The sequence below is a fragment of the Paenibacillus sp. MMO-58 genome (genome assembly GCF_037146255.1).
Lineage (GTDB): Bacteria > Bacillota > Bacilli > Paenibacillales > Paenibacillaceae > Pristimantibacillus.
Genome location: NZ_JBBCVY010000005.1, coordinates 334,894 through 356,692 on the forward strand (window position 1 = coordinate 334,894; position 21,799 = coordinate 356,692).

A 21,799-nucleotide genomic window follows, 5' to 3' on the forward strand; every position below is an offset into this window, starting at 1 on the left:
TTCATAATTTTTAAAGTGGCCCTTAATGCTATTTCAATGCTGTAAATGGAGCTAATAAACAATTACCGGAGCCTCTGACTGTCTGAATTAATGAACCTGATTCAGGTATGATCCCCTGAATTTTGTGACGCAATCGTCTAATATTGGCATCAACAGTTCGGTAATAGCCTACTTGTTGTTCGCCCCAGACCTGCTCCAATAGCTCCGATCTGCTTATGAAGCGATTCATATGCCGATGCATGTAGCTGATTAAACTAAATTCCCTCTTGGTAAGCGGAATAATTCGATCGCCTAATTGCATTTGATGCACAGCGGGGACTACGCGCAAAAGGCTCCATTTATAGGAGTATGGGATTTTCATCGACATAGAGAAATAGGATTTTGGCGATTGTCTCCTTAATAAGGCGTGAATTCGGCAGATGAGCTCGATGGGAGCAAACGGTTTTGCCAGACAATCATCAGCGCCTAAACGAAATCCTTCAATAATGGATTCTTGCTCATTTGTTGGATGCAGGACAAGCATCGGCATAGAGAAGGCGTATTTCACGGGAATGTTATTATTCGTAGTTTCTCTGAAGAAGGTTTCTTCCTCCATAATAACCAAGTCATAGCTCGATTGACCGGCTTTTTCGACAGCTTCATGCCAGTCAGCAGCTTCCTCCATCAACCAACCCTCAAGAGCCATGTACAGCTGTATGATATCACGAATACGTGGATCGTTCTCCAATACAAGTATTTTTACGTTCTTTTTCATTCGTCCAGCTCTCCCTTGCCAACCTTTACGCGGATATTTTAACATGTTAGCTTGAAATGGCTCTATGACCTCATCGGGCTTTTTTGAAGGAGAGTTCTTCAATAGCAGTTGAATCAATTGAATAACTATAGGGGGGAATCATTCGTTGAGTAAATTCAAATTCGGTATTGTTCTTCTCGTCCTCTTAACCGGTTTACTATTGGGATCATGCGGGCGAGCATCCGATGCCAGTTCACCTCGTGATGGGATAATCATTCCAAATACAGGTGCAGGCGTCGTTTACAAACAAAAATGCATGTCATGCCACGGTACCGAGCTTCAGGGCAAGGCTGGTCCAAACCTGCAAACAGTTGGTAACCAGTTAACTCAGGAAGAAATTGCTCAAATTGTCTCCAATGGTCGGCGAGGCATGCCCAAATTTGAAAGCAGATTGTCAAACGAAGAAATTCTGAAATTATCGCAATGGCTGTCTGAACAAAGGTGACAATCTGTCTATTAAAGAGCAAACGGGATTGTTTGAGTTTGTGCGGGAAGGCATTCATAATATTCGAAAACATGCGGTTGATGCCAATCATATTCGCATACGATTAGATGCATTGGAAACGGGCTGGAAGTGCATGATTTCGGATAATGGAAAAGGATTTACCGGTAATCCGGAAGGAAGGTAGTTACGGTCTCAATTTTTTAGAACAAAGGGCGTTGGAATTGGGTTGGAGCATAGATTTACGAAGGGATTCCGGCCGAACAACGCTAGAAGTCTGTGATATTAAGTGAATCATTTAAGTAAAAGGGGCTGTCCTAAGGACAGCCCCTGCAATGTTATTCATGTTGTTCAATCCGTTTCTGAGCAGTCGACAGCTGGTCTTGAATTTCATTATCCTCTCGCACAAGCTTTGCGCCGTTTAGCATAACGTAAGTGCCGCCTAGTAAAAATAAACCTCCCAAGACAAACCAATAAATCATTCCAAATCTCCTCTCAATAAGTTATTTATAACGCCTCTTAGGATATATCCGATTCCCCTAAATGTTTGTCCTCATGATCTATTATGCAAAACCCGTCTGTACTAAATAATGGCTCTATGGAGCTAGATGTACGGAGCGATGTTACAGACATTTGAACACGATCTAGATTTAATGCCGTCTTTAGCTCTAAAGAGTCATGTTAGGCAGTTTGGGTTAAGGCACAATAATAGTACATACAGAAACGAAGTTCGGAGGCTCACCATGCCATGACGCAGCCAATACGGGTATTAATCGTAGATGATCATATGCATGCACGCGAGGGAATGAAGGTTATTCTCAGTTCAAATCCTATCTTTGAGTTGGTTGGTGAGGCGGAGAATGGCAGGGAAGCGATTCAGCTCACGGAGAAATGGATGCCGGATTTAATTCTGATGGACATTAATATGAAAGGGATGGATGGTTTAGAGGCAACCAAACTCATTAAATCTCGATTCCCTTACGTTAAGATTGTTATGGTTACGGTATCCGACGATATCACGCACTTATTTGAAGCTTTGAAGAAAGGGGCGCAAGGATATCTCCTGAAAAATTTAAATCCCGGTGCCTGGCATGAATATTTAAAAGCGGTTATTTTTGATGAAGCACCTTTATCCAAAGAGCTGGCGCTGCGTATTCTGCAAGAATTCGCGCAAAAAGGGACTCCCAAGGTCTATAGTGATCCATTAACTCCTAGGGAACAAGAAATATTAAGCTGGGTTGCTCGCGGAGCTTCCAATCGAGAGATAGCAGACAACTTAACGATCTCCGAACATACCGTAAAAAATCATTTAAAAAATATATTGCAAAAGCTGCAGATGGATAATCGGGTTCAATTGGCAAGATACGCTTACGAGCAAGGATATAAATAACGAAGAAACTGACAGCCGCTCATTATGACCGGCTGTTATTATTGTAATTAATGTGGTTTGAAGTGACTCTTTCGAGTCATTCTAGATGAATGCAATGAACAATATAATGGTTCGGTGTCAGGCAGATAAGGATACGATGACTATAAGGAGGCGTGTAAGGATAGTGAAATCATGGTTGAGGAAAGGGTTAGCGGGAATAGCAGGCTTCGCCACGATGTTCCCGGCAATGCCCGTATTTGCACATGAGCACGGCGATACGGCAGCCGGTACCTCAGGGGTAACTTCTTTCACAATCAATACGGGCATATCCTCCATTGTTTTTGTTTTGCTGGTACTGATAGCTTTCGTCATACAAGCCCGTGAAAATGGAACCCATGTAAGTAAAATGATGGGCATGATGGCAGCGATGACGGTCACTATGAGTTCCAGTCTCGTGATTGGAACAATAGCTGGGATATTAATGAACCACTTGTTCTACTCGACAATTATTGGTGTGCTCTTCGGAATGCTTGCAGGTTATATTTCTGGACTCAGTTACAGTACACTTGCCTCAATGGACGGCCTGTTGTCCGGCGTGATGGGCGGGATGATGGGCGCCATGCTTGGTGTTATGGTTATTGCGGAATATCCTGCCCAGTCGATTTTGTTTATGGACATGATCCTTATCATTAGCATGAGCTTGCTTTATAAAGGAATAGAGCAAGAAGTTCTCAGTACAAGAGACATTTCAATAACGTTGAAAGAAGATTAACCGCTCTCGGGCGGTCTTTTTATTTTAAATACAGCCGTTCAAATTTTGGACATGGCTTACCTGAATATAGCTCTTTCTAGTCATGTGTGAAAGATTGTCCCCATGCTAGACTGTTTTCAAATCTAGGTGTTAGGGGTTAACTGGAATGATTCATGCAGAAATAATTAGCCACGGTTCAAATCATGAAGAATAAGCGTATAAAGCTGCACGCAGCAGTAATCTTCTCCTTGTTGGTATTCGTGCTAGCAGGATGCAGTACAAAGCTTTCATCAAGTCCGTTCCTGGATGATCTGACCATCGCGATTAAGGACACTCCAAACAGCGGCGACACTACCGCCCATGAATATAAAATGGAGATTAAAGATTCAGCCGGCAACCTGGTAGATGTCGACCATGTTCGAATTCATCTTTCCATGTCGATGCACGGGATGAACCATAAAATGAAAGAGCAAATGGAGAGGAGCAGATTAGGCGAATACCGTACCAAAGTTTATCTTCCAATGAATGGAGATTGGAAAGCGATTGTTTCGCTGAAAAAAGATAATCACGAGAGAAAGATTAGCCTGCGGCTTTAACCAATTTTACAGAGAATAATAAAATAGGGGAGTATTTCATATGGAACTTGCAACGAAAGAACAGAGTTCGCCTGTGAAGCTGCCGGCGCGTAGAGGATTGTATGCCAGAATATGGCGCTGGCACTTCTATGCCGGCATTATTTTTATGCCGTTTCTTATCATTCTGGCCATTACAGGCGGAGCTTACTTATTCAAAGATCAAATTGACGATGCGATGTATCATCATTTATATCACATTAAGGCACAGCAAACCCCCCAGATATCTCCTTCCTACCAACTCGAGGCAGTGAAGAAGGAGTATCCTGATGCCGTACTGACCTCTTATAAGCCTTCCTTCGCCAAAGACCGAACCGCCGAGGTCGGCATTTCCGGTGTCGAAGGCGACCTTACCGTCTTCGTAAATCCTTATGACGGTTCCATTATTGGATCCTTGGACCCGTCGAAAACCTTTACCCAGCGTATTAGGGACTTCCATGGCAGCCTGATGGCCGGAGACAACTCCATTGGCGATAAGCTTATCGAATTGTCGGCTTGCTGGGCAATTGTACTGATTGTAACGGGCCTCTATTTGTGGTGGCCGAGAGGCGCGAGCAAAATATGGGGGGTATTGCTTCCGCGGTTCCGCAAAGGTCGGAAAACCACGATTAGAGATCTCCACGCAGTGCCAATGTTTTGGCTTAGCCTTGTGATCATTATGCTTGTTATCACAGGACTGCCTTGGTCCGGCTTCACCGGGAAATACGTCGACAAGGCGGCAACATCCTTTAATAGCAACTACCCGGCAGGCGTATGGTGGGGCGGTCCGGAATCAACGATTCCGACCAAAGACATCATGCAGGTACCATGGGCTGCGGAGAACTTGCCTGTTCCGCGTTCAAGCGAGAGCGGCGTTCCTGCATTGCCGATTGAAAATATACTGGCGATTGCACAGAAGGGAAAAATCGTTGATGGTTATAGCGTTGCTCTTCCTCAAGACGATAAGGGGGTCTATACGATCTCTGTATGGCCTAAAAACGTTAATGATGAAGCTACTATTCATGTTGATCAGTACAGCGGCGATGTGCTTTCGGCATTACGATATAAGGATTATGGCACAATGGCAAAATGGATTGAGATCGGGATTTCATTACATGAAGGAAAATACTTTGGAGTTGCGAATCTAATAATATGTCTTCTTGCATGTATTGCAATTGCCGGTTCCTCGATACTTGGTGTGATCATGTGGTGGCGCCGCCGTCCGAAAGGTTCCGGAATCGGAGCACCAACAAAGCCGGTAAATGCAAAGCTGCAGAGCGGAGTCGCCGTCATTGTCATCGTATTGGCGTTGTTAATCCCTCCGGTAGGCGTTACCTTCCTAGCTGCGCTAATCTTGGATTGGCTTATCGTGCAGCGCATTTCAAAACTGCGTGCATGGTTGAATTAATTATTGATTTACGACGACGCAACGCGAGGCAGCTGGAAGAAGCGGGGCTTGGACAGCATTATGTCAATCACGACAGTGCCTTGTATTATGCTAATGCATCCGGGGTTCCTTGGACGGCATCCTATATTACAGCAAAAGGGGATCCAATCGCAGACCTCTATGAGGACATTGCCGCCGAAGAGAAAGCGCGTGCCACGTATCAATGGCTAATCCATATGACGGATGATGTGGATCTACAGGACAGCTTAAAGTTCCTTCGCGAGCGTGAGATCATTCATTCTCTGCGGTTTAGAGAAGCGGTGGAGATGATCAAGTCCGACTGGGGCACGAAGAAAGTATTTAAGGTATAAGGTTGGAATTAACCGAGTAATAGTTTGAAAGCAGCCGATATCGGCTGCTTTTTTGTTACGAACGGGCATGATAGTTCAATACAACACGACAGTAGCCATCAATAAGTACAACTTAGTATTTCAAGCGAGGAGAACAACTCATTAACAAACCTATATAATGTGGCACATCATATAAGAAGTCTTGATACAAAAGACTTTTAGTCTTCATACAGACATCTGTATAAAATACTATGTAACGACATATACGAAGTCTACTTAGACAGTCAAATGGCTATTTTATTCAGTAAAAGGAAAGGGCAGTTGATGAGAAATCAACTGCCCATTATTAAGAGCAAACTATTGGACAATAATCGTCCCAACCATATTGTCGTGTCCTTGTCCGCACTGGACACTACAATGAAATTCATAGGTCCCAGCTTTATCTAACTTAATTGTTGCTGTTTCGCCGTCCTTAATACTAACTCCAAGATCATCACTCTGAAACCCATGTACACCTTTTTCGTTATGTAAGGTGACTTTTAATGTATCGCCTACATTAGCTTTGATTTCGGGTTCGCTGAACGACCAGTCTACTGCATTCACAGTGATTTCCTTCGTAGCTCCTCCGCTAGTTGCCGGTGCTTGAGATGATTCAGGGGAGTTCTGATTATTGGTGTTGTTGTTCGACTTGGAGCATGCGCTAAGTGCGATTATGGTAATTAGCACAAAAATCCATAGCGTTACAGATTTTAATTTCACGAGCACGATTCCTCCTAGAAGTTATTCGTCACAATTATGTCCGTTATTTCTCAGAAATATTCTAGATCATTTTGTCGCTTAGGAACTGCAATTTACCGCATAATCGCTCTTGTCCTCTACATAAGATCCAAGTAAAGGAATTAATATGCCTGCTCTACGTTAGCTCTTGTTCAGGGTCCGCTTCATAAACATCTCAAGAGGAGGGTATACGATGGCTAGAATGAAATCGCAAGTAAAAGGCGTATTGATGGGGATCTCGGTGACCGGAGGCTGGCTACTGGCAGATCTTATGCTTCCAGAGCCATGGGGAGACTTTGTATTATTTGCGGCGATGGCAGTAGTGAATGTTGGGATCGGCTGGAGGCTAGGGAAGTTCTATAACACACAGAATGAAAAGGAAAAGGTTGTCGAATTAGATACCAAGAACGCACCAACCTACGAATTACGACCTGAGAAGGGCAGCAGCTAATTCTCCTAACACCTCAAAAGTAGTTATTACAAAAGAAGGTCTCTTCATATTTGGAGGGACCTTCTTTCTGTTGGTTCCTTTACATAATTTACGTCAATTAGGAAATACCATATTTAATGAAGATTGCGTGAAACTGGATATTTCTAAGAATCACGAAATCACACATTCACAACTTGGAGGTTACAACCGTGAAAAATATGAATGCCATGAGCGGAGCGGCGTTGGCATTATTGCTTGTTCTAACCGCTTGTTCCGGAAACAACAACAATAACAATAACAACACTACTCCCTCGGAATCACCTTCCGAAACCAGCGCGCACGGTAAATCCTTTGAAAATTGGGGGTCCTATGGCTATACACTTGCCAATAACCGCCATGTTCCGTTCAAGGAAATCACCGCCGACAATGTCAAGGATCTTGGCGTCATCTGGTCTGCTGACCTGAAGACGCTTGACCCAGATGTCAAAAACGGAAATCAATCGTATCCGGTCGTAATCGATGGTGTTATCTACATAACAACAGCAGGTAACCAGGTGTTCGCGTTAGATGCATTGACAGGGAATACCATATGGCATTGGAAACCGTCAGCAGAACAAGCAGCAGGTTTCTCGAAAGCAGGGATCATTGCGAACCGCGGCGTAGCCGTAGGTGAAGGTAAAGTATTTATGCTTGCCGTTGATAATTCTCTCGTCTCCTTAGATCAGAAGACCGGCGAACTAGTGAAAATGACCAAGCTTTCCGACTATATTGACGGGGTTACGATCGAGAACGGATACTATGAGACAACAGCTCCCCAATACTACAAGGGCAATATCTATATCGGCAGCAGCGGTAGCGATAACGGCATTCGAGGTTTCGTAGCTGCATTCAAGGCAAGCGATTTGACGCCGGCATGGGATTCCCCATTCTGGACTGTACCGCCGAAGGGCCAGGATTGGCTAGCGAACAGTAAGTTTCAAGGAGGAGGAGCGGTGTGGAATCCCGTTGCGATCGATGAAGAAACCGATATGATGTACTTCGCGACGGGAAATCCGGCTCCGGATTTCTATGGTGCTAACCGCCCAGGAGATAATCCGAACACCGACTCGGTCGTGGCAGTTAATGCGTTAACCGGAAAGCTTATCTGGGCCAAACAGGAAGTAAGTCATGACATGTGGGATTACGACGCTGCTGCTTCTCCGATGATAATCAACGCCACGGTAAAGGGTGCGAAGAAGAAACTGGTTGTACAAGGGGGCAAATCCGGCTTATGGTTCGCCTGGGATGCCGCTACGGGAGATCCGATTTGGAATGGTATTCCTTTTGCCAAGATCGATAAAAAAGAAGTAACGCCAGAAGGCACGATCAGTTATCCTGGTGTGCTCGGCGGGGAAAATTATGCACCTGAATCCTACGATCCAGCGACGAATTACGTCTTGATACCGGGCATTGAAGAGCCCTCACTATACAAATCAGCGAAGTCCGAAGCAGAAGCCGGGACTCCGGATTTTCCTGGTGCGGCGGCGTTCGGCACCACATATGAAGCCGTACCTAACGTTAAAGGATATGGAACGGTTACAGCTATCAACGTGGATACCGGCAAGCAAGCTTATCAGATTAAAACAACGGATCAACAGCGTGGAGGCTTAACGAGCACAGATTCGGGAATTGCATTCTTCGGCGAGCTGGACGGTAAGATCAATGCACTCGATATTAAGGCGGGTAAAGTGATTTGGACGTTCCAAACTTCCGGGGATAACGTGCAGGCTGCTCCATCTATCTTCACAGTTGATGACAAAGAATATATTGCCTTTACCACCGGCGGAACGAAGCCGAAAGTTCATGTATTTGGGCTTGGAGGCGATAAGACGCAAGGTCAGGCTGGCAAAGCCGAAACAGGCGGGGGGCATTCCGCTCAATAACCGAGAGTAAACTTTGGCGGTCAAGTCAGGAAGAGTAGCTCCTTGGCTTGACCGCCTCCTCATAGGAGACTACATATATGAAAAAAGTTACCAAAGCATTATTGTGCATGCTCATGGCCGCCGTAACGTTGAGCTTGATAGATTCACGTCCGGAAGCGTACGCGAATGCAAATGACCGTCAAGCTCGAATGGAGCTTGATCAGAGTGCATTTGTCGTCAAGGCATGGAGGAGCGACGGCTCACACTTAACCGCAGTCAAGGGAAAGCTGACTTTGGGTGAGCGTCCAGTCGTGAATGCCCTCCTGCAAACCGGTACCCGAGGAAGAAACATACGTACCAGCCAGGACGGCTCTTTCGAGCTGCTATTGGACCTTAGCCTGATCGCCAACACGCCCATTCGTGTTACGTCACTCCAGGGGGCAACGGTCGATGACAAGCCTATCGGGAGCAAAGAAGAGGAATCCATCTTGTCAGCATCTACCGTGATCAATGTTTACCATCCGATTGAAGTAATGAATGTGGAACCATCGGATAATGATCCAAACAAGGTCAAAGTATACGCTCGGATCTTGAGCGAGACCGGGGACAAGATTTCATTCTTCCAGGCAGACAAGTATCGGATTTCGGGTCAAGTGGGGGATGCCGACGGCAATCCAATTAAGGATGCAGTCGTATGGATTGATCGGGAGAGAGGTGAAGGCTTTGCCAAATCTACTCCTACTAATACGGAAGGGAAATACGAGATGTATTACTGGCCAGAGGACGAGGGAACCAACCTTACCGTAATGCTCGGCACCCGGCGATATGTACTGCCTGATGGCAAGGTGTTTATCCTTCCTCGGAATACTAGTGTGGATATTAGCATTCGTCTCCCTAGGGAAGGCTCGGTGATTGATGACAAGCCACCTATGCTTGTCTGCACGACCACGAAGGGAGCGACGTATTCCGGCCTGCTTGCCGGAATTGACGTGCCCCCCGGGACTCCTTATTCCTTGACGATACCCGACCAGCATGGACGGTTCGTTTTGACGGTGCCTAAGGATGTATGGGATAAGCATCCGTACTTTTTCGAGACTAGACTGACAAAATTCGTCGGGCAGGAGAAGATCCTAAAGGCCGGGGACGAGCTGCCAATCGATTTCGTACATCCGAACCCAACAGACCCGAGAGTGAATGCCACAGTATCCTGAGTGAATAGTTAATCGTCCGGCAAATGTTCCATATAGAATCGGTACCAGTTGCCGTATACGAAGAGCTCTACATCTTCCTCCCGATAATGTTTCAATAGTAGATTAACTAGCTGTTCGTAGTGTCCCGCGTGCTCTAATCCGACGATCCATTCCTGAATTCCGTCAAAATCGGAACCGAAGCCGATATTGTGCTTCCCGCCCAACGCGCATACGTGGTCGATGTGAAGCAGGATTTGATCTATCGAAACCGTTTGTTCTGAGCTCACGAATGGGGGAACAAATGTGATTCCCATAACGCCTCCTGTTTGTACGAGAGAGCCAATCTGATCGTCCGACAGATTCCTAAGACGAGGGCTAATCGCACATGCATTAGAGTGGGAAGCGATAACGGGAGCGCGGGATGCTTCGATAAGTTCCCAAAAGCCTTTCTCCGAAAGATGAGAGACATCCATTATCAACCCTAAACGGTTGCATTCTTTAATCAACTCCATCCCCGCCGCAGTAAATCCGCCTTTTCTTGGTTCCAGCACGCCGTCCGCTGCCCAGTTGGCACGGTTCCAGGTTATGCCGACAGTCCTTACGCCGAGATGGTAAAGAATACGGAGATAAGCGAAGTTCCCATGAAGTGCATCTACTCCTTCGAGAGACAGCAGCGCTCCGATTCGATCTCCACTCAAGCAGTGTTGCAGCTCTGACTTCGTACGTATAAACTGCATTTGCGGAAGGGTTAGAATACGTTCGTGGAACAAGTCGATGCTTTCCAAGACATACTTAAATTCTCCAGACCATCGCTGGGGCAAATACACGGCAAAATTTTGAACACCGATGCCTGATGAGAGCATTCTTTCGAGTGTAACGTCCAGACCTGCCTGGCCACTGACAAAATCAAGCTCAGGATTCTCTAGCAGTTTGCTGAGAACGTCACAGTGTGCATCAAATATTTTCAACTATCGATCACCTGCCGCGGTAAGCATAGTTAGGAATTTCATATTCGCCGTTCTCGATTGATTCGACTCGATCCATAATCACTCTCCGATGAGGAGACAGGATACATACAGGATCCGTTGCCTGCGCGTCGCCAGTTAACAAAAAGGCCTGGCATCGGCACCCTCCATAATCCAGTTCACGTCGATCGCAGCTCCTGCAAGGTTCCGCCATCCAATCATAGCCTCGATAAGCGTTAAAAGAGGGGGATTCCTTCCATATCCAAGCCAATTCCCGTTCCTTCACATTCTCGAAAGTTAAGCTTTGAATCTCCGATGCGACCGTGCAGGGCAGAACCCGTCCGTTCGGAGCAACCGTTAAAGAAAGTTTAGCCCATCCGCCCATACAGGGCTTTGGGAAATCCTCGTAATAATCGGGTAAGATCCATAAAAGTTCTATTTGTTGACCATATCGCTCGTTTGCCTGAATATAAACTCTTTCAGCTTTCTTAAGCTGCTCGCTTCGCGGTAGCAATTGATGAATATTTCGCAAAGCCCAGCCGTAATATTGGGCATTTGCTAATTCAAGCCGTTGTGCACCCCATGCCACACAAAGCTCAATAATCTCTTCGATCTGATGAAGATTACTACTATGAAGGACAACGTTCATATTTAGGGTAAGACCGCTTTCTCGAATCCACTGTGCAGCCTGACGTTTCAGTTCGTAAGCCTTGAAACCGGCGATCGAATCGGCAAGCTCCTCCGTTGCAGCCTGCAGACTTAACTGGATGCTGTCGATTCCAGCCTCCGATAGCTTCCGGATTCGCTCTTTCGTCAATCCAACACCACTTGTGATGAGATTTACAAATAGACCTAAATCCCTGGCGTGGCGGATGAGCAGTTCCAAATCCGAGCGCAACAGCGGTTCACCGCCCGTGAAATGAACCTGTACGACCCCAAGATCGCTAGCCTGTTCCAATACGCTTAGCCATTCGTTAGTGGACAGCTCGCTTTCTCTCTTCTGAAGTTCAACGGGATTAGAGCAGTAGGGGCAGTGAAGGGGGCAGCGATGTGTGAGTTCCGCGGTCAAGGCATAAGGAAAGCTCACCGACATAGCTCTAACCATCCTTTCTCGTCAGCCACGGCGAAAAATTCGACTATATCATCCTTAAGACCCGATTGACCATACTTCGCTTCAAGTTCCTCGATGATTTGCTCGATTGTGCGCTGCCCGTCGCAGAGCCGGAGAATCGCTCCCGCCGCTTCATTAAGCTCGACGATCCTCTCCGGCTGCAGCAAAAGCTCTATTTGACGGACTTTATCGTACTTTAGGCGACCCGGACTACGCAGCCTTGGACGTTCCGACAGCGCCCATAAGCTCATAGACGGTTTTCTCCAATAGGATATGCCAAGCTTAACGCGTCAAGTAACGCCCACAGGACTTTACATTTAAAGAGCAAAGCACTAATTGCTTGTTCCTGCTCACTGCGATCTCTGCATTCACGCAAAACGATCTTGAGTCCATGATCCGCATCACGTGGAGCTTGGTGAAGCCTTGCCTGAAAATAAGCCAGCCCCTCAGATCGAATCCATGGATACAACTGCTCAAATACACCAATACGCTTAGAGACGAGAGTAGGAGCGAACAGTTCTGTCAAAGAGGAAGCAACCGCTATGGGCCATGGCTCCAGCCGGCAAAAGTTCACATAAGCGTCAACTGCAAACCGGACAGCAGGCAGCACATGGCGCTCATCCAGCATTTCTTCCCGGGGTATACCCGCGGCTTCACCTAGGCGAATCCAAGCTTCAATTCCACCTTCACCGTCTTCCCGGCCGTCATGGTCGATAATCCGCTGAATCCATTCGCGGCGGTCTTCTCTGAAGGGCAGCTTGGACAGGATTAGCGCATCTTTAATCGGAATATTTTTCTGATAGTAAAACCGATTGGCAATCCAAGCCCGGAGTTGAATGGGGGATAGCTTCCCTTCATGCATAGCTACATGATAGGGGTGCTTGTCATGATAGTGTTCCTCTCCAATCTGGCGCAAACGGGCCACAAATTGTTCGTCCGACAACAAATACGATTCCAACATCAAACCTCCATCTCCATTCCGTCAAACCCGACTTCAATTCCAAGAGCTGTCAACACTCGTCGTTCTGGCGAAGCTTCGATCAGCATTGGATTCGTGTTATTAATGTGAATATAGATCTTGTGACGCGCGGATAAACGTGCAAGCTGCTTAGAGCTTCCGTTAGCTCCGGCAACTGGCAGATGCCCCATATCGGATGCATCCCGTTCTGATATCCCTAATGATCGAAGTTCGTCACCCTGCCAGAAGGTACCGTCAAGGAAAAGACAATCGGCATCTTCCAAATGGCGCTCCAGCGTCTGTGACCATGTCTCGATTCCTGGCGCGTAAACGGCGACGCCTCCAGTCGCATGATCCGTTATACGATAGCCGATCACCCAAGCTTCACGTTCTTGATGTTCCTGTTGCGGAGAACGTTTATCACCGATGAATCGAGGGGGCTTGTCGCTCAAAAAAAACGGACATACCGTTAATTGTCCCCCAAAAAGTGGGAAAGATTCCTCCGGTATGGTTTCTACCCATTGATAGCTTGCGAAAGGCTCAACTATTCGACGGACCGGAAAGTCCTCTTCAAGTGCGAAGAGAACGGGGCGGGGAGCATATACCTTAATAGAAGCCCCTTGTCTGAGCTGGAGCAGCCCGGTCGTATGATCCAGTTCCGAATCGGTAAGAAGAACTGCTTGGATCGGGGAATCACGTAAGGAAGGGCCAGGGTGAAGACAGGCGTGCGCTTCCAGTTGAATACAAATATCCGGGCTTGCGTTCAGCAGTACCCAATGAATACCATCTGGGCTTATAGCCAATGAGTCATTTCTTCGTGCTTTTACGAATGGATCGCCGGATCTTACTCTTATGCAGTTTGGACAAGCGCAATTCCATTGCGGAAATCCTCCTCCTGCAGCGGAACCTAGCAGTTTAATGATCATAACTATTCTCCCCTCTATAGAAGAGATGCCGGATTTCTCCGGCATAACAAGTTATTTCCGATAAGCATAAGCCGTCACTTCAGCACAAATCTCAATAATTTTAAATTCGGGCTTAACCCACATGTTCATACCTCCTTTCGGTGGATAGCGGCAGGCAAGGCAACATGATTCATTGTATGTAAGCATCGGGATGTCCAAGAATAAAAAAATAACGATACGAATATCCCCCTGCGGTTGCCAGAGCGAAATCTGTATCGTTATCTCACTTATTTCACTACCTTATCTGTTGTTGCGCTCTGGATTTCGGCTCCGAATTCCGAAAAGCCCCAGCAGTCCCAGTAATCCGAGCCAACCCCAACTTGTATTTTTCGTCGTCGTAGTTACTGCGGTTGCATGATATCTGTCGCCTGATTGTGTATTTATTTGATTTGTTGAGCCGACAGCGTTCGCATTAATATACCTGAACTGGCTGCCAGTACCTGTTCCGTAGACGCTGACGTCATAATTGGACCTTGCATTTGTTCTTATATGATCCGAATGACCAAGCTCGTAGCTCTTTGCGGACATTTCATTTTGTGTGCCTTGCGACTCGATTCCCATTCCACTTCCGAGCCCGCCGTTTCCTCCATTTGCAGTCCCCGTATAGGCATCAGCAGTTACAGGAGAGGCAAGTAACAAAGTGATCAGCGCAATACTTATTCCGCATAAGGTTTTATTTAACATTGTGCAACACCAGCCTTTGTAGGACGTTTTTTTTGTATCTTTTTGTTAGATTCTCACGACGATGGCGTTCTTATTCAATGCTTGTACTACAAGGTTGCTGATATGTATATATTGGGTAAAAAGAAAGCAAGAAGGAGCATGATCATGGAATCGTTTTTCGCTTGGGTCATAACATTCTCGCTTGGCTTCGATGCTTTAATCATTTCCTCGTCTTTGGGACTTAGAAATAAGCCAAATAACAAGATGAAAATCGCGCTTTTTTTCGCTATGGCTGAATCCCTTATGCCGATTGCCGGTATGATTATAGGAGAAGCCTTCGGACAATATTTTAAGGGCACACTATCGGCAATAGGTGCGTTAATATTGATTGTATTGGCGATCTATTTTCTTATGTTCGACAAAGACGAGGATCAAAGTCAAAGTAAGGCATTCGAGCAGCCGCTAGCCAACTGGACCTTAATAGCGGTGGCAATCGGCATCGGTCTAGATGAATTAACGGTTGGTTTTACCGCCGGATTGATACAATTACCGATTGTGCTCACTATAATAATGATTGCTATCCAATCCTTTGCATTTACCATAATTGGCGTTACTTTCGGAGCCAGACTAAAGCGCTACCTTGGTGAATGGGCAGAAAAGGCACCGGGCGTTTTACTGGGACTCATAGGCGTTTTGATGTTAATCGATAACATTGTATTACAGTAATACCGGAGGAATAAAAATGCTTTGGTGATAACTATGGCGATTTTGTCAACAGTCGCTCCCCGTGCAGGGGCGTGGATTGAAACAGATGAGATTATTAATTGCGTGGATAGAAAATAATTGGATGAAGGCGCAGACCGTAATAATTAGCAGGCTTGTTGGTTTACTATTCGAAGACTTCAGAATAGAAGTTGGACTAGTTATATTTTTGGCCATTTTCAACGTTGATCGTAATTTTTAATTCTATCGAAGAAATTCCGTCGAACAATTCGATATATGACACTATACAAGATTTTTCCTAGAGTTCAGTGCATCTATCTCAATATACATTAACACAGAGGGTTTCCCTTCCCTGTCCATCTCTGAATTACTATTAAGAAAGTGATCATACTCTTACCTCCTTGTTTCAAACAACAAGACTTTAATTACCTATATCTATAGTGTACTTAAGAATTCGCGCATCTCGAGATGATTGCGACGATGGTCTATAAGCTGACGAAGGACGCAACGCCGAGGCAGCTGGAAGAAGCGGGGCTTGGACAGCATTATGTCAATTACGACAGTGCCTTGTATTATGCTAATGCATCTGGGGTACCTTGGACGGCATCCTATATTACAGCAAAAGGGGATCCAATCGCGGACCTCTATGAGGATATTGCCGCCGAAGAAAAAGCCCGTGCCACGTATCAATGGCTAATCGATATGACGGATGATGTGGATTTACAGGACAGCTTAAAGTTCCTTCGCGAGCGTGAGATCATTCATTCTCTGCGGTTTAGAGAAGCGGTGGAGATGATCAAGTCCGACTGGGCTACAAGAAAGTATTTAAGGTATAAGGTTGGAATTAACCGAGAAATAGTTTGAAAGCAGCCGATATCGACTGCTTTTTTATTACGCTCACGGGCGCTATTGGACCGAGGCGGATCACATCACGAGATGGAATCAGGCGTCCGAGGACTGGCATGCGTCGAGAGCCGAAAACGATCTGCGGGTCGGAGGCAAGTTTTTGACACGGATGGAAGCGAAGGATGGCAGCATGGGCTTTGATTTTGGCGGCGTCTACGATGTCGTGAATCGGCATGAAGCGATCGGCTACACCATGGAAGACGCAAGAAGAGTGGATATTGCTTTCGTCGATCAAGGAAATGAGACGAAGGTCATTGAAACGTTCGACGCGGAAAGCTCCAATCCCGTCGAGTTCCAGCAAGCAGGCTGGCAAGCGATCATGGACAATTTCAAAGCCTATACCGAACAAAACTAATCATCGCGAATAAGACGCCGGGGAAGATGCCCGGCGTCTTCTTTTTGAACCCTAGTACGAGCGTGCTCTCCGTTAACCTTAACCTTGTGCCGCATCCATGTTCATGTAGTTAATGGCCCACAGATGGCCGTCCAAGTCCACGAAGCCCCAATGATACATGAACCCATGATCTTCAGGCTCAGCGTGCAATTTCCCGCCCAAGGAGACCGCGGTATTCACGATTTCATCGACCTTTTCCCGGCTCTCGAAGGCTAATGCGATCGTCATTTGCGCATACTTGCTCGTATCGACGGACTCCTTCTCCGTGAGCGTATTAAAGAATGCTTGATTGATCAGCATGACCTGCAGGTTGTCACCGATTACGATGGCAACCGAATTCTCGTTCTCGGGGAATTGCGGGTTGAGCTCGAATCCGAGTCCGGTGAAGAACGTTTTCGATTGTTCTACGTTTTTTACAGGCAGGTTGAAGCTCGTGAATGCGGACGTTAATGCCATTTTCAAAACACCTCTTCGTCAAATTAGTTTGTGTTCATTTATGCCTTCGTATATATAGACGACAGCCGATCCGGGAATTCATCGGTCTCAATGGATCCGGAAGCGTAAATTTGGCTTTGCCACTTTTGACTTCCGTTTGACTTAATACATTACACATCAATTTAAGCATTGTGCGAAACCTCCGACTTCCGAGTATCCGAGATTCCCCATATCTGCCGACGCAGCACAATCCCGACGAAACCGATTATCCCAACCGCTAGCCCGACAGTCAAGAACGTGCGGCTCGCTCCCATTAGACCGATCAGCGCGCCCCCGCTGAGCGGAGCTATGACGAAGATGACGCTGCTCAAAGAATCAAATATGCCGCTGACGCGGCCTACGGCCTCGGGTGGCGTTTCTTTCTGCAGAATGTAGTTCATGCCCGAGGAGGTAAAGCCGGTACCGATTCCTCCAATGAAAAATACCAGCAGCATGAGCCACAATGTACTGTCTTGCCGGAAAGCGCCGGCCGCCGCGAACATTAGGCCGATCAGTGCCACGCCTCCTCCGAGCAGCCATCCGTACCTCGTAAACTCCTGGTACCGGCGAAGCCACGTTACACTCGCGAGTCCGCCAGCGCCGATCGCGGTCACAAGCCAGCCCATCAAATCGGGTTGTTCCGGGGCAATCTCGCGGAAGAGAACCGCGAATTGGGCGTCGATCATTTGGATGCCGGCCAGCCCGATCAAGCTGAAGAGAAGACTCATTCGCAAGGTGCGGCTGTGCCAGAGAAGGCGCCAACCATCTCGCCATTCGCCCCGCAAGCTTCCCTTCTTCCCGGTTACGGATGCTGCGACCGGTACGCGCCGCCCATCCATGGCGGGGACAAGCAGGAGCAAGAAGGCGGACACGACGTAGCAGACCGCGTTCACCGCCATGCTGACGGAAGGGGAGAATGCAGACGCCGCGGAGGCGCCAAGCAGAGGCCCGAGTATTTTGGACAGCTGGAACACAGCCCCGTTAATAGAGGTTGCCTGCAAGAGCTGATCCGGCTCAACAACGGCCCGAGTCATCGATTGTTGTGCGGGAAAGTGGAAGACGCGGGCGGTCGATCGGATTGCGATCAAGCCGAGCAGAACTCCCGCGTTAGGGGCGAAGATGAGCATGACGGTTAATCCCGAGCGCAGGAGATCGGTGGCGATCATCAGGTTCCGTTTGTTCCAGCGATCCGCCAAAATTCCGGCCAACTGGCTGAACGCAATGCCGGGCACGGCAAAACATAGAGGCAGCATCGCAATTGTCATCGCGTCCTCCTTCCAGATGAAGCCGAGAAGAATGGTAACAGCCATAAAGTCGAAATAATCGCCAAAAGCCGAGAGGCCGTAGGCGGCAAACATTTTGGCGAACGATCGGTTTTTTCTTAACATTGGATGCACCCCCCATGAATGAAATCGTTATGATTCCAATCCTAGCAGGGAAATGTCAGAGAATGATCAGAGATGCTTTTTAAGCAACTGCTCCGTTCGAGGCAGCAACTCTTCAAAGCGGTAACGGTCAGCAAGCTGGTCCCACTGCCGTTGATAGGCTAGCCGATACGCTTCATCGCATTGGTGGATGGAGAGAAATCGCAGCATTGTACTTAAGTTAAATAGCAGATGGGGGAGGAACTCCGTATGGCGGAGCGTCTCCATCCCTTCATCCAGCGCAAGTCTCGCGGCGGGAATGTTGCTTTGCCTATACAGGAACAGTGCCATTGCAACGAGGTAAGCCCCCCGCTCGCGCTTGATCGGATGACGCAGCAGGAGCTCGTCGCATTCGCGCAGCTTGGCGTCCGCAGTCTCGAGCTTCCCCGTCCATATCGCCAGATACGTCTCCTTTAGCAGATAGAGCCCCGTGAAGCTAGGGGAATCAAGCGCTTCAATCTCCTGCCGGATCGCTTCGAGAACTTTCCGCGCATTATCCGGCCTGCCGGCTTGCGTATGGAGGAGAACGAGGCTTAGCTGCAAGTCATACCGCCATGCCAATGTATTGGCGTTGTCTTTGCCAAGAAGCTTTACGATGTAAGGGAGCGTAGCTGCGGGCTCCGGGTGAATGATAGAGTGGATATATACGGCATATGTAAGCTTCTGCCAGAGGGAAACGCTGTCCGTCGTCAGAAGCCATTCGAAATCGCCGCGAATAAAACGCAGATAGGCGTCATTATAAGGGTCGCCGGGCAAGCTTAGAACTTCACGGTTCGCCGATAACAACTGCATGGCCGCTCCCATGCCAAGGCTGTGATACCTGGAAAACAAACGCCTCACGTCCACCGCGAACTGTTCGTCGTAGCTTAGAGGATTATCGTTCGACTCGTGAGTGCTGCGCACGAGCTTGTAGCCCTGGCCCCGGACGGTCTCCACGCGGAGCAGATGGTTCCAGCCCGCTAATTTTCTCCGAACGCGGTAGATGTGGTCGTCCACGGTTCGGTCGGTCGGGGCTTCCAACGGCCATACGGCATCAAGCAAGGCTTCCCGGGTGAACGAGCGTCCGGCATGCTCATAGAGAAAGCGGAAGAGCGCGAATTCTTTGGGCAGAAGCTGCACGAGTTCTCCCGCATATACGACTTGATAAGTATCCGAATTGAAATGAATCATATGAGACTCCATACCCCTTCACTGTATGCTAGCCAATAGTTCTTTTCTAGATGATGGCATGACGGATCGGGGAAAGCAAGCAATCGTCTTTCATCCTTTGCAGATACTTGAAGTTCTGAACAAACACGACAGTTGCCGGCTATTTGCCGGCTACTATCTTTGATAGGCTAGAGGGCAGCACAGCATCTGGCCCAACGATTTCGAACTTCTAATTATTAAAATCAAACTCTTCAACGGTGTCTTCTAATTCTATATACAAATTCGGGCTAAAGTTAAAATCCTTAGCGGACTTGTTCAATACGCTAATCGTTAAAGAAGCAGCTATTTTACCCTCTATGGTTTCCTTCTTAACCGATTCAACAGTAAATTGGATGTCTTTATGAAATAGTTGTGGGCTTCCAAATCCACTGTAAAAAGTAACTTGTACATCATCGTTGGGAACCGGATTATCCTCAACAACTGGTTCAGGGACTCGCTCAACAGAGATATCTTTCTTGTTCTTATCAGCATAAAGTAATTCTGCATCGAATGCAGTCGCCACTTCTCTAAGCGGAACATATGTGGAGTTGTTATATATAATTGGTTTACTAACAACTAATTGCCCGTTTAAAGCAACGGAAACATCTGGATCTACATAGGCTTTAATCTCTTTCAGCTTATTTGATGCGCTCGCTGGGGTAGTGAAAAAGAATAGGATTATGAAGCTAATGATTAATTTTTTAGAGGGATCAATATCAACTCCAATGTTTCCGGTTGGCTCAAAGAGAATCTTTAAATCTATATCGTCCTTGTGCGCGGCGGCATGGTTTATACCGTTAGTTGAAATAATTGAAGTCACAGCGGTCAACAGTCTATCAACCATGGCGATACGTAAACATACAATACGATTAGTCATATTTGATGGAGGTTGGAAATGTGAAGCTGTTGATTATTGCACCTGAACAAATTCCAGTGCCGCCGCCGGTGGGCGGATCGGTAGAACATTGTATTTATCAAATTGCCAAAAACTTCAGTTCGAATCACCAGATCACGATAGTAAGTCTAAAAAGGAAGCAAATGGCGCGTAAATCGGTGATAGGAAATATAACGATTTTACGAGTGGACGGAGGTTCGAAACAAACCTATCTTCAAAATGCACTTCAACGCGTAAAAAATAATGATTATGACCTCATCCAAATTGATAATAGACCAAGCTTTGTTAATAGGGTAAAAAAGGTGTTTCCTAGTACGCCGGTTTCTGTATTTATGCATTCGATGACGTTTGTATCTCCCCCGATGACCACGAGCAAGAAGGCGGAAGCAGATTTAAAAAGAGCGAGCTTAATTATAGGGAATAGTAAATCCTTAATGAAGATGTTAGGCCGTACTTTCCCTGCCTATAAAAATAAAATGAAATATGTTTATCTTGGAGTAGACCATAATCAATACTTTCCGAATGCTAAAGGTGAACCGAAATCGTTTCACGTCCTTTTTGCAGGAAGAATGATCCCGCGTAAAGGTATTCCGGCACTCATGCAAGCCGTAAAGATCGCTCGTAATTCAGTACCGATACGATTATCGATTGCAGGAGGGTCGGGTACAGTCTCCTATAAAGCTTATTTAAAGCGGACGGCAAATTCACTTGGTATTCCGGTTGCATTCAAAGGCTATCTTACGCGTGGACAAATGCCCGGTTTTTATCGGACGGGTAGTTGCTTTGTTTGTCCTTCTCAACAGCATGAGGCGTTTGGTTTGGTCAATATTGAGGCGATGGCCTCTGGCTTGCCTGTTGTAGCCTCACGCATTGGCGGGATACCTGAAATTGTAAAAGATGGACGAAACGGTCTGCTTGTTAGTGACTATCGTAGTCCGCAAGCATTTGCAAAACAAATTCTTAAGTTAGCATCGCAACCGATTTTCAGACGCAAGCTTGCCACTCAAGCCAGACGGGATGCCATTCGGCAGTTCAGTTGGAGACAAACCGCGAGAAAACTGACATCCATATATGAGTTGTATCTCAACAAGAAATGATTTCACAGGTTCATTATAAGTTAGTCCAGTCACTA

The 21,799-nt window shown here is 46.8% G+C and carries 24 protein-coding genes and 3 pseudogenes; 13 read left to right on the top strand and 14 right to left on the bottom strand.

The annotated features are described in order from the left end of the window. Positions 1-28 precede the first annotated feature (28 nt). Positions 29-754, bottom strand: coding sequence for a response regulator transcription factor (locus WFJ73_RS17485; RefSeq protein ID WP_336774293.1), 726 nt, complete (start codon positions 752-754; stop codon positions 29-31). A gap of 145 nt (positions 755-899) precedes the next feature. Here WFJ73_RS17485 and WFJ73_RS17490 point away from each other — a divergent pair, with 145 nt between their 5' ends. Continuing rightward, positions 900-1,238 carry a c-type cytochrome gene (locus tag WFJ73_RS17490; protein WP_336774294.1) on the top strand — a complete coding sequence of 113 codons (339 nt, stop codon included), beginning with the start codon at positions 900-902 and terminating at the stop codon, positions 1,236-1,238. Between the two features lie 335 nt (positions 1,239-1,573). On the opposite strand, the gene WFJ73_RS17495 is transcribed toward WFJ73_RS17490, so the two are convergent. Further along, complete coding sequence (locus WFJ73_RS17495; RefSeq protein WP_336774295.1) at positions 1,574-1,717, bottom strand: hypothetical protein; 144 nt, start codon at positions 1,715-1,717, stop codon at positions 1,574-1,576. Positions 1,718-1,983: 266 nt separating this feature from the next. Between WFJ73_RS17495 and WFJ73_RS17500 the strand changes: the two genes are divergently transcribed. The 5 genes and pseudogenes from WFJ73_RS17500 to WFJ73_RS17520 form a co-directional block, all read left to right on the top strand. Then, on the top strand, positions 1,984-2,625 hold the full coding sequence (locus WFJ73_RS17500; RefSeq protein ID WP_336774296.1) for a response regulator transcription factor: 642 nt from the start codon (positions 1,984-1,986) through the stop codon (positions 2,623-2,625). A gap of 163 nt (positions 2,626-2,788) precedes the next feature. Beyond that, positions 2,789-3,376, top strand: a complete 588-nt coding sequence (locus WFJ73_RS17505) for a hypothetical protein (protein ID WP_336774297.1) — start codon at positions 2,789-2,791, stop codon at positions 3,374-3,376. Between the two features lie 227 nt (positions 3,377-3,603). Beyond that, a complete protein-coding gene (locus tag WFJ73_RS17510) occupies positions 3,604-3,951 on the top strand; it encodes a FixH family protein (RefSeq protein ID WP_336774298.1) in 348 nt (115 codons plus the stop codon). A 40-nt stretch (positions 3,952-3,991) separates the two neighbouring features. Beyond that, entirely contained in the window at positions 3,992-5,374 is a 1,383-nt protein-coding gene (locus WFJ73_RS17515; protein WP_336774299.1) for a PepSY-associated TM helix domain-containing protein, read from the top strand. Positions 5,375-5,403: 29 nt separating this feature from the next. Beyond that, a pseudogene (locus WFJ73_RS17520) lies at positions 5,404-5,724 on the top strand (manganese catalase family protein); the annotation flags it as partial. Positions 5,725-6,060: 336 nt separating this feature from the next. Here the strand turns inward: WFJ73_RS17520 and WFJ73_RS17525 are convergent. Beyond that, on the bottom strand, positions 6,061-6,462 hold the full coding sequence (locus WFJ73_RS17525) for a cupredoxin domain-containing protein (RefSeq protein ID WP_336774300.1): 402 nt from the start codon (positions 6,460-6,462) through the stop codon (positions 6,061-6,063). A gap of 211 nt (positions 6,463-6,673) precedes the next feature. Here WFJ73_RS17525 and WFJ73_RS17530 point away from each other — a divergent pair, with 211 nt between their 5' ends. From WFJ73_RS17530 to WFJ73_RS17540, 3 genes are all read left to right on the top strand, one after another. Next, positions 6,674-6,931, top strand: a complete 258-nt coding sequence (locus WFJ73_RS17530) for a hypothetical protein (RefSeq protein WP_336774301.1) — start codon at positions 6,674-6,676, stop codon at positions 6,929-6,931. 197 nt (positions 6,932-7,128) lie between these two features. Continuing rightward, entirely contained in the window at positions 7,129-8,832 is a 1,704-nt protein-coding gene (locus WFJ73_RS17535) for a pyrroloquinoline quinone-dependent dehydrogenase (RefSeq protein WP_336774448.1), read from the top strand. Between the two features lie 77 nt (positions 8,833-8,909). Continuing rightward, positions 8,910-10,022 carry a carboxypeptidase-like regulatory domain-containing protein gene (locus WFJ73_RS17540; RefSeq protein ID WP_336774302.1) on the top strand — a complete coding sequence of 371 codons (1,113 nt, stop codon included), beginning with the start codon at positions 8,910-8,912 and terminating at the stop codon, positions 10,020-10,022. An 8-nt stretch (positions 10,023-10,030) separates the two neighbouring features. On the opposite strand, the gene WFJ73_RS17545 is transcribed toward WFJ73_RS17540, so the two are convergent. The 7 genes from WFJ73_RS17545 to WFJ73_RS17570 all read right to left on the bottom strand — a co-directional run bounded on the left by WFJ73_RS17545 (position 10,031) and on the right by WFJ73_RS17570 (position 14,684). Next, positions 10,031-10,969: a dipeptidase gene (locus WFJ73_RS17545; RefSeq protein WP_336774303.1), complete on the bottom strand. Its 939-nt coding sequence runs from the start codon at positions 10,967-10,969 to the stop codon at positions 10,031-10,033. 7 nt (positions 10,970-10,976) lie between these two features. Continuing rightward, on the bottom strand, positions 10,977-12,059 hold the full coding sequence (pqqE, locus tag WFJ73_RS17550; RefSeq protein ID WP_336774304.1) for a pyrroloquinoline quinone biosynthesis protein PqqE: 1,083 nt from the start codon (positions 12,057-12,059) through the stop codon (positions 10,977-10,979). Continuing rightward, positions 12,050-12,328 (bottom strand): pyrroloquinoline quinone biosynthesis peptide chaperone PqqD, encoded by a 279-nt coding sequence (pqqD, locus tag WFJ73_RS17555; RefSeq protein WP_336774305.1) that lies wholly within the window; start codon positions 12,326-12,328, stop codon positions 12,050-12,052. Before pqqD ends, pqqE begins: the two co-directional genes overlap by 10 nt. Further along, complete coding sequence (pqqC, locus tag WFJ73_RS17560; protein ID WP_336774306.1) at positions 12,325-13,038, bottom strand: pyrroloquinoline-quinone synthase PqqC; 714 nt, start codon at positions 13,036-13,038, stop codon at positions 12,325-12,327. The genes pqqD and pqqC overlap by 4 nt, the downstream gene beginning before the upstream one ends. Continuing rightward, complete coding sequence (pqqB, locus tag WFJ73_RS17565) at positions 13,038-13,961, bottom strand: pyrroloquinoline quinone biosynthesis protein PqqB (protein WP_336774307.1); 924 nt, start codon at positions 13,959-13,961, stop codon at positions 13,038-13,040. The genes pqqC and pqqB overlap by 1 nt, the downstream gene beginning before the upstream one ends. A gap of 51 nt (positions 13,962-14,012) precedes the next feature. Then, complete coding sequence (gene pqqA / locus WFJ73_RS33415) at positions 14,013-14,147, bottom strand: pyrroloquinoline quinone precursor peptide PqqA (protein WP_442955959.1); 135 nt, start codon at positions 14,145-14,147, stop codon at positions 14,013-14,015. 93 nt (positions 14,148-14,240) lie between these two features. Continuing rightward, entirely contained in the window at positions 14,241-14,684 is a 444-nt protein-coding gene (locus WFJ73_RS17570) for a WGxxGxxG family protein (RefSeq protein WP_336774308.1), read from the bottom strand. A 144-nt stretch (positions 14,685-14,828) separates the two neighbouring features. On the opposite strand from WFJ73_RS17570, the gene WFJ73_RS17575 reads away from it, so the two are divergent. The 3 genes and pseudogenes from WFJ73_RS17575 to WFJ73_RS17585 all read left to right on the top strand — a co-directional run. After that, on the top strand, positions 14,829-15,389 hold the full coding sequence (locus WFJ73_RS17575; RefSeq protein ID WP_336774309.1) for a manganese efflux pump MntP: 561 nt from the start codon (positions 14,829-14,831) through the stop codon (positions 15,387-15,389). 447 nt (positions 15,390-15,836) lie between these two features. Then, positions 15,837-16,250 (top strand): annotated as a pseudogene (locus WFJ73_RS17580) (manganese catalase family protein); the annotation flags it as partial. A gap of 40 nt (positions 16,251-16,290) precedes the next feature. Further along, positions 16,291-16,647 (top strand): annotated as a pseudogene (locus WFJ73_RS17585) (SRPBCC domain-containing protein); the annotation flags it as partial. Positions 16,648-16,725: 78 nt separating this feature from the next. Here WFJ73_RS17585 and WFJ73_RS17590 read toward each other — a convergent pair. The 4 genes from WFJ73_RS17590 to WFJ73_RS17605 all read right to left on the bottom strand — a co-directional run bounded on the left by WFJ73_RS17590 (position 16,726) and on the right by WFJ73_RS17605 (position 20,601). After that, entirely contained in the window at positions 16,726-17,142 is a 417-nt protein-coding gene (locus tag WFJ73_RS17590) for a VOC family protein (RefSeq protein ID WP_336774310.1), read from the bottom strand. A 161-nt stretch (positions 17,143-17,303) separates the two neighbouring features. After that, positions 17,304-18,548 (bottom strand): MFS transporter, encoded by a 1,245-nt coding sequence (locus WFJ73_RS17595; RefSeq protein WP_336774311.1) that lies wholly within the window; start codon positions 18,546-18,548, stop codon positions 17,304-17,306. 66 nt (positions 18,549-18,614) lie between these two features. Further along, positions 18,615-19,754: a winged helix-turn-helix domain-containing protein gene (locus WFJ73_RS17600; RefSeq protein WP_336774312.1), complete on the bottom strand. Its 1,140-nt coding sequence runs from the start codon at positions 19,752-19,754 to the stop codon at positions 18,615-18,617. A 208-nt stretch (positions 19,755-19,962) separates the two neighbouring features. Then, positions 19,963-20,601: a hypothetical protein gene (locus WFJ73_RS17605; protein WP_336774313.1), complete on the bottom strand. Its 639-nt coding sequence runs from the start codon at positions 20,599-20,601 to the stop codon at positions 19,963-19,965. Between the two features lie 68 nt (positions 20,602-20,669). Between WFJ73_RS17605 and WFJ73_RS17610 the strand changes: the two genes are divergently transcribed. Then, complete coding sequence (locus WFJ73_RS17610; RefSeq protein ID WP_336774314.1) at positions 20,670-21,764, top strand: glycosyltransferase family 4 protein; 1,095 nt, start codon at positions 20,670-20,672, stop codon at positions 21,762-21,764. Positions 21,765-21,799 lie beyond the last annotated feature (35 nt).

Bases quoted from the DNA above. Each gene is read 5' to 3' on its own strand.
- WFJ73_RS17500 (WP_336774296.1), top strand. From the start codon at position 1,984: ATGACGCAGCCAATACGGGTATTAATCGTAGATGATCATATGCATGCA.
- pqqB (WP_336774307.1), bottom strand. From the start codon at position 13,961: ATGATCATTAAACTGCTAGGTTCCGCTGCAGGAGGAGGATTTCCGCAA.
- pqqE (WP_336774304.1), bottom strand. From the start codon at position 12,059: ATGTCGGTGAGCTTTCCTTATGCCTTGACCGCGGAACTCACACATCGC.
- WFJ73_RS17515 (WP_336774299.1), top strand. From the start codon at position 3,992: ATGGAACTTGCAACGAAAGAACAGAGTTCGCCTGTGAAGCTGCCGGCG.
- WFJ73_RS17590 (WP_336774310.1), bottom strand. From the start codon at position 17,142: ATGGCATTAACGTCCGCATTCACGAGCTTCAACCTGCCTGTAAAAAAC.
- WFJ73_RS17535 (WP_336774448.1), top strand. From the start codon at position 7,129: ATGAATGCCATGAGCGGAGCGGCGTTGGCATTATTGCTTGTTCTAACC.
- WFJ73_RS17570 (WP_336774308.1), bottom strand. From the start codon at position 14,684: ATGTTAAATAAAACCTTATGCGGAATAAGTATTGCGCTGATCACTTTG.
- WFJ73_RS17485 (WP_336774293.1), bottom strand. From the start codon at position 754: ATGAAAAAGAACGTAAAAATACTTGTATTGGAGAACGATCCACGTATT.
- pqqD (WP_336774305.1), bottom strand. From the start codon at position 12,328: ATGAGCTTATGGGCGCTGTCGGAACGTCCAAGGCTGCGTAGTCCGGGT.
- WFJ73_RS17540 (WP_336774302.1), top strand. From the start codon at position 8,910: ATGAAAAAAGTTACCAAAGCATTATTGTGCATGCTCATGGCCGCCGTA.
- WFJ73_RS17530 (WP_336774301.1), top strand. From the start codon at position 6,674: ATGGCTAGAATGAAATCGCAAGTAAAAGGCGTATTGATGGGGATCTCG.
- WFJ73_RS17600 (WP_336774312.1), bottom strand. From the start codon at position 19,754: ATGATTCATTTCAATTCGGATACTTATCAAGTCGTATATGCGGGAGAA.
- WFJ73_RS17595 (WP_336774311.1), bottom strand. From the start codon at position 18,548: ATGTTAAGAAAAAACCGATCGTTCGCCAAAATGTTTGCCGCCTACGGC.
- WFJ73_RS17575 (WP_336774309.1), top strand. From the start codon at position 14,829: ATGGAATCGTTTTTCGCTTGGGTCATAACATTCTCGCTTGGCTTCGAT.
- pqqA (WP_442955959.1), bottom strand. From the start codon at position 14,147: ATGCTTACATACAATGAATCATGTTGCCTTGCCTGCCGCTATCCACCG.
- pqqC (WP_336774306.1), bottom strand. From the start codon at position 13,038: ATGTTGGAATCGTATTTGTTGTCGGACGAACAATTTGTGGCCCGTTTG.
- WFJ73_RS17495 (WP_336774295.1), bottom strand. From the start codon at position 1,717: ATGATTTATTGGTTTGTCTTGGGAGGTTTATTTTTACTAGGCGGCACT.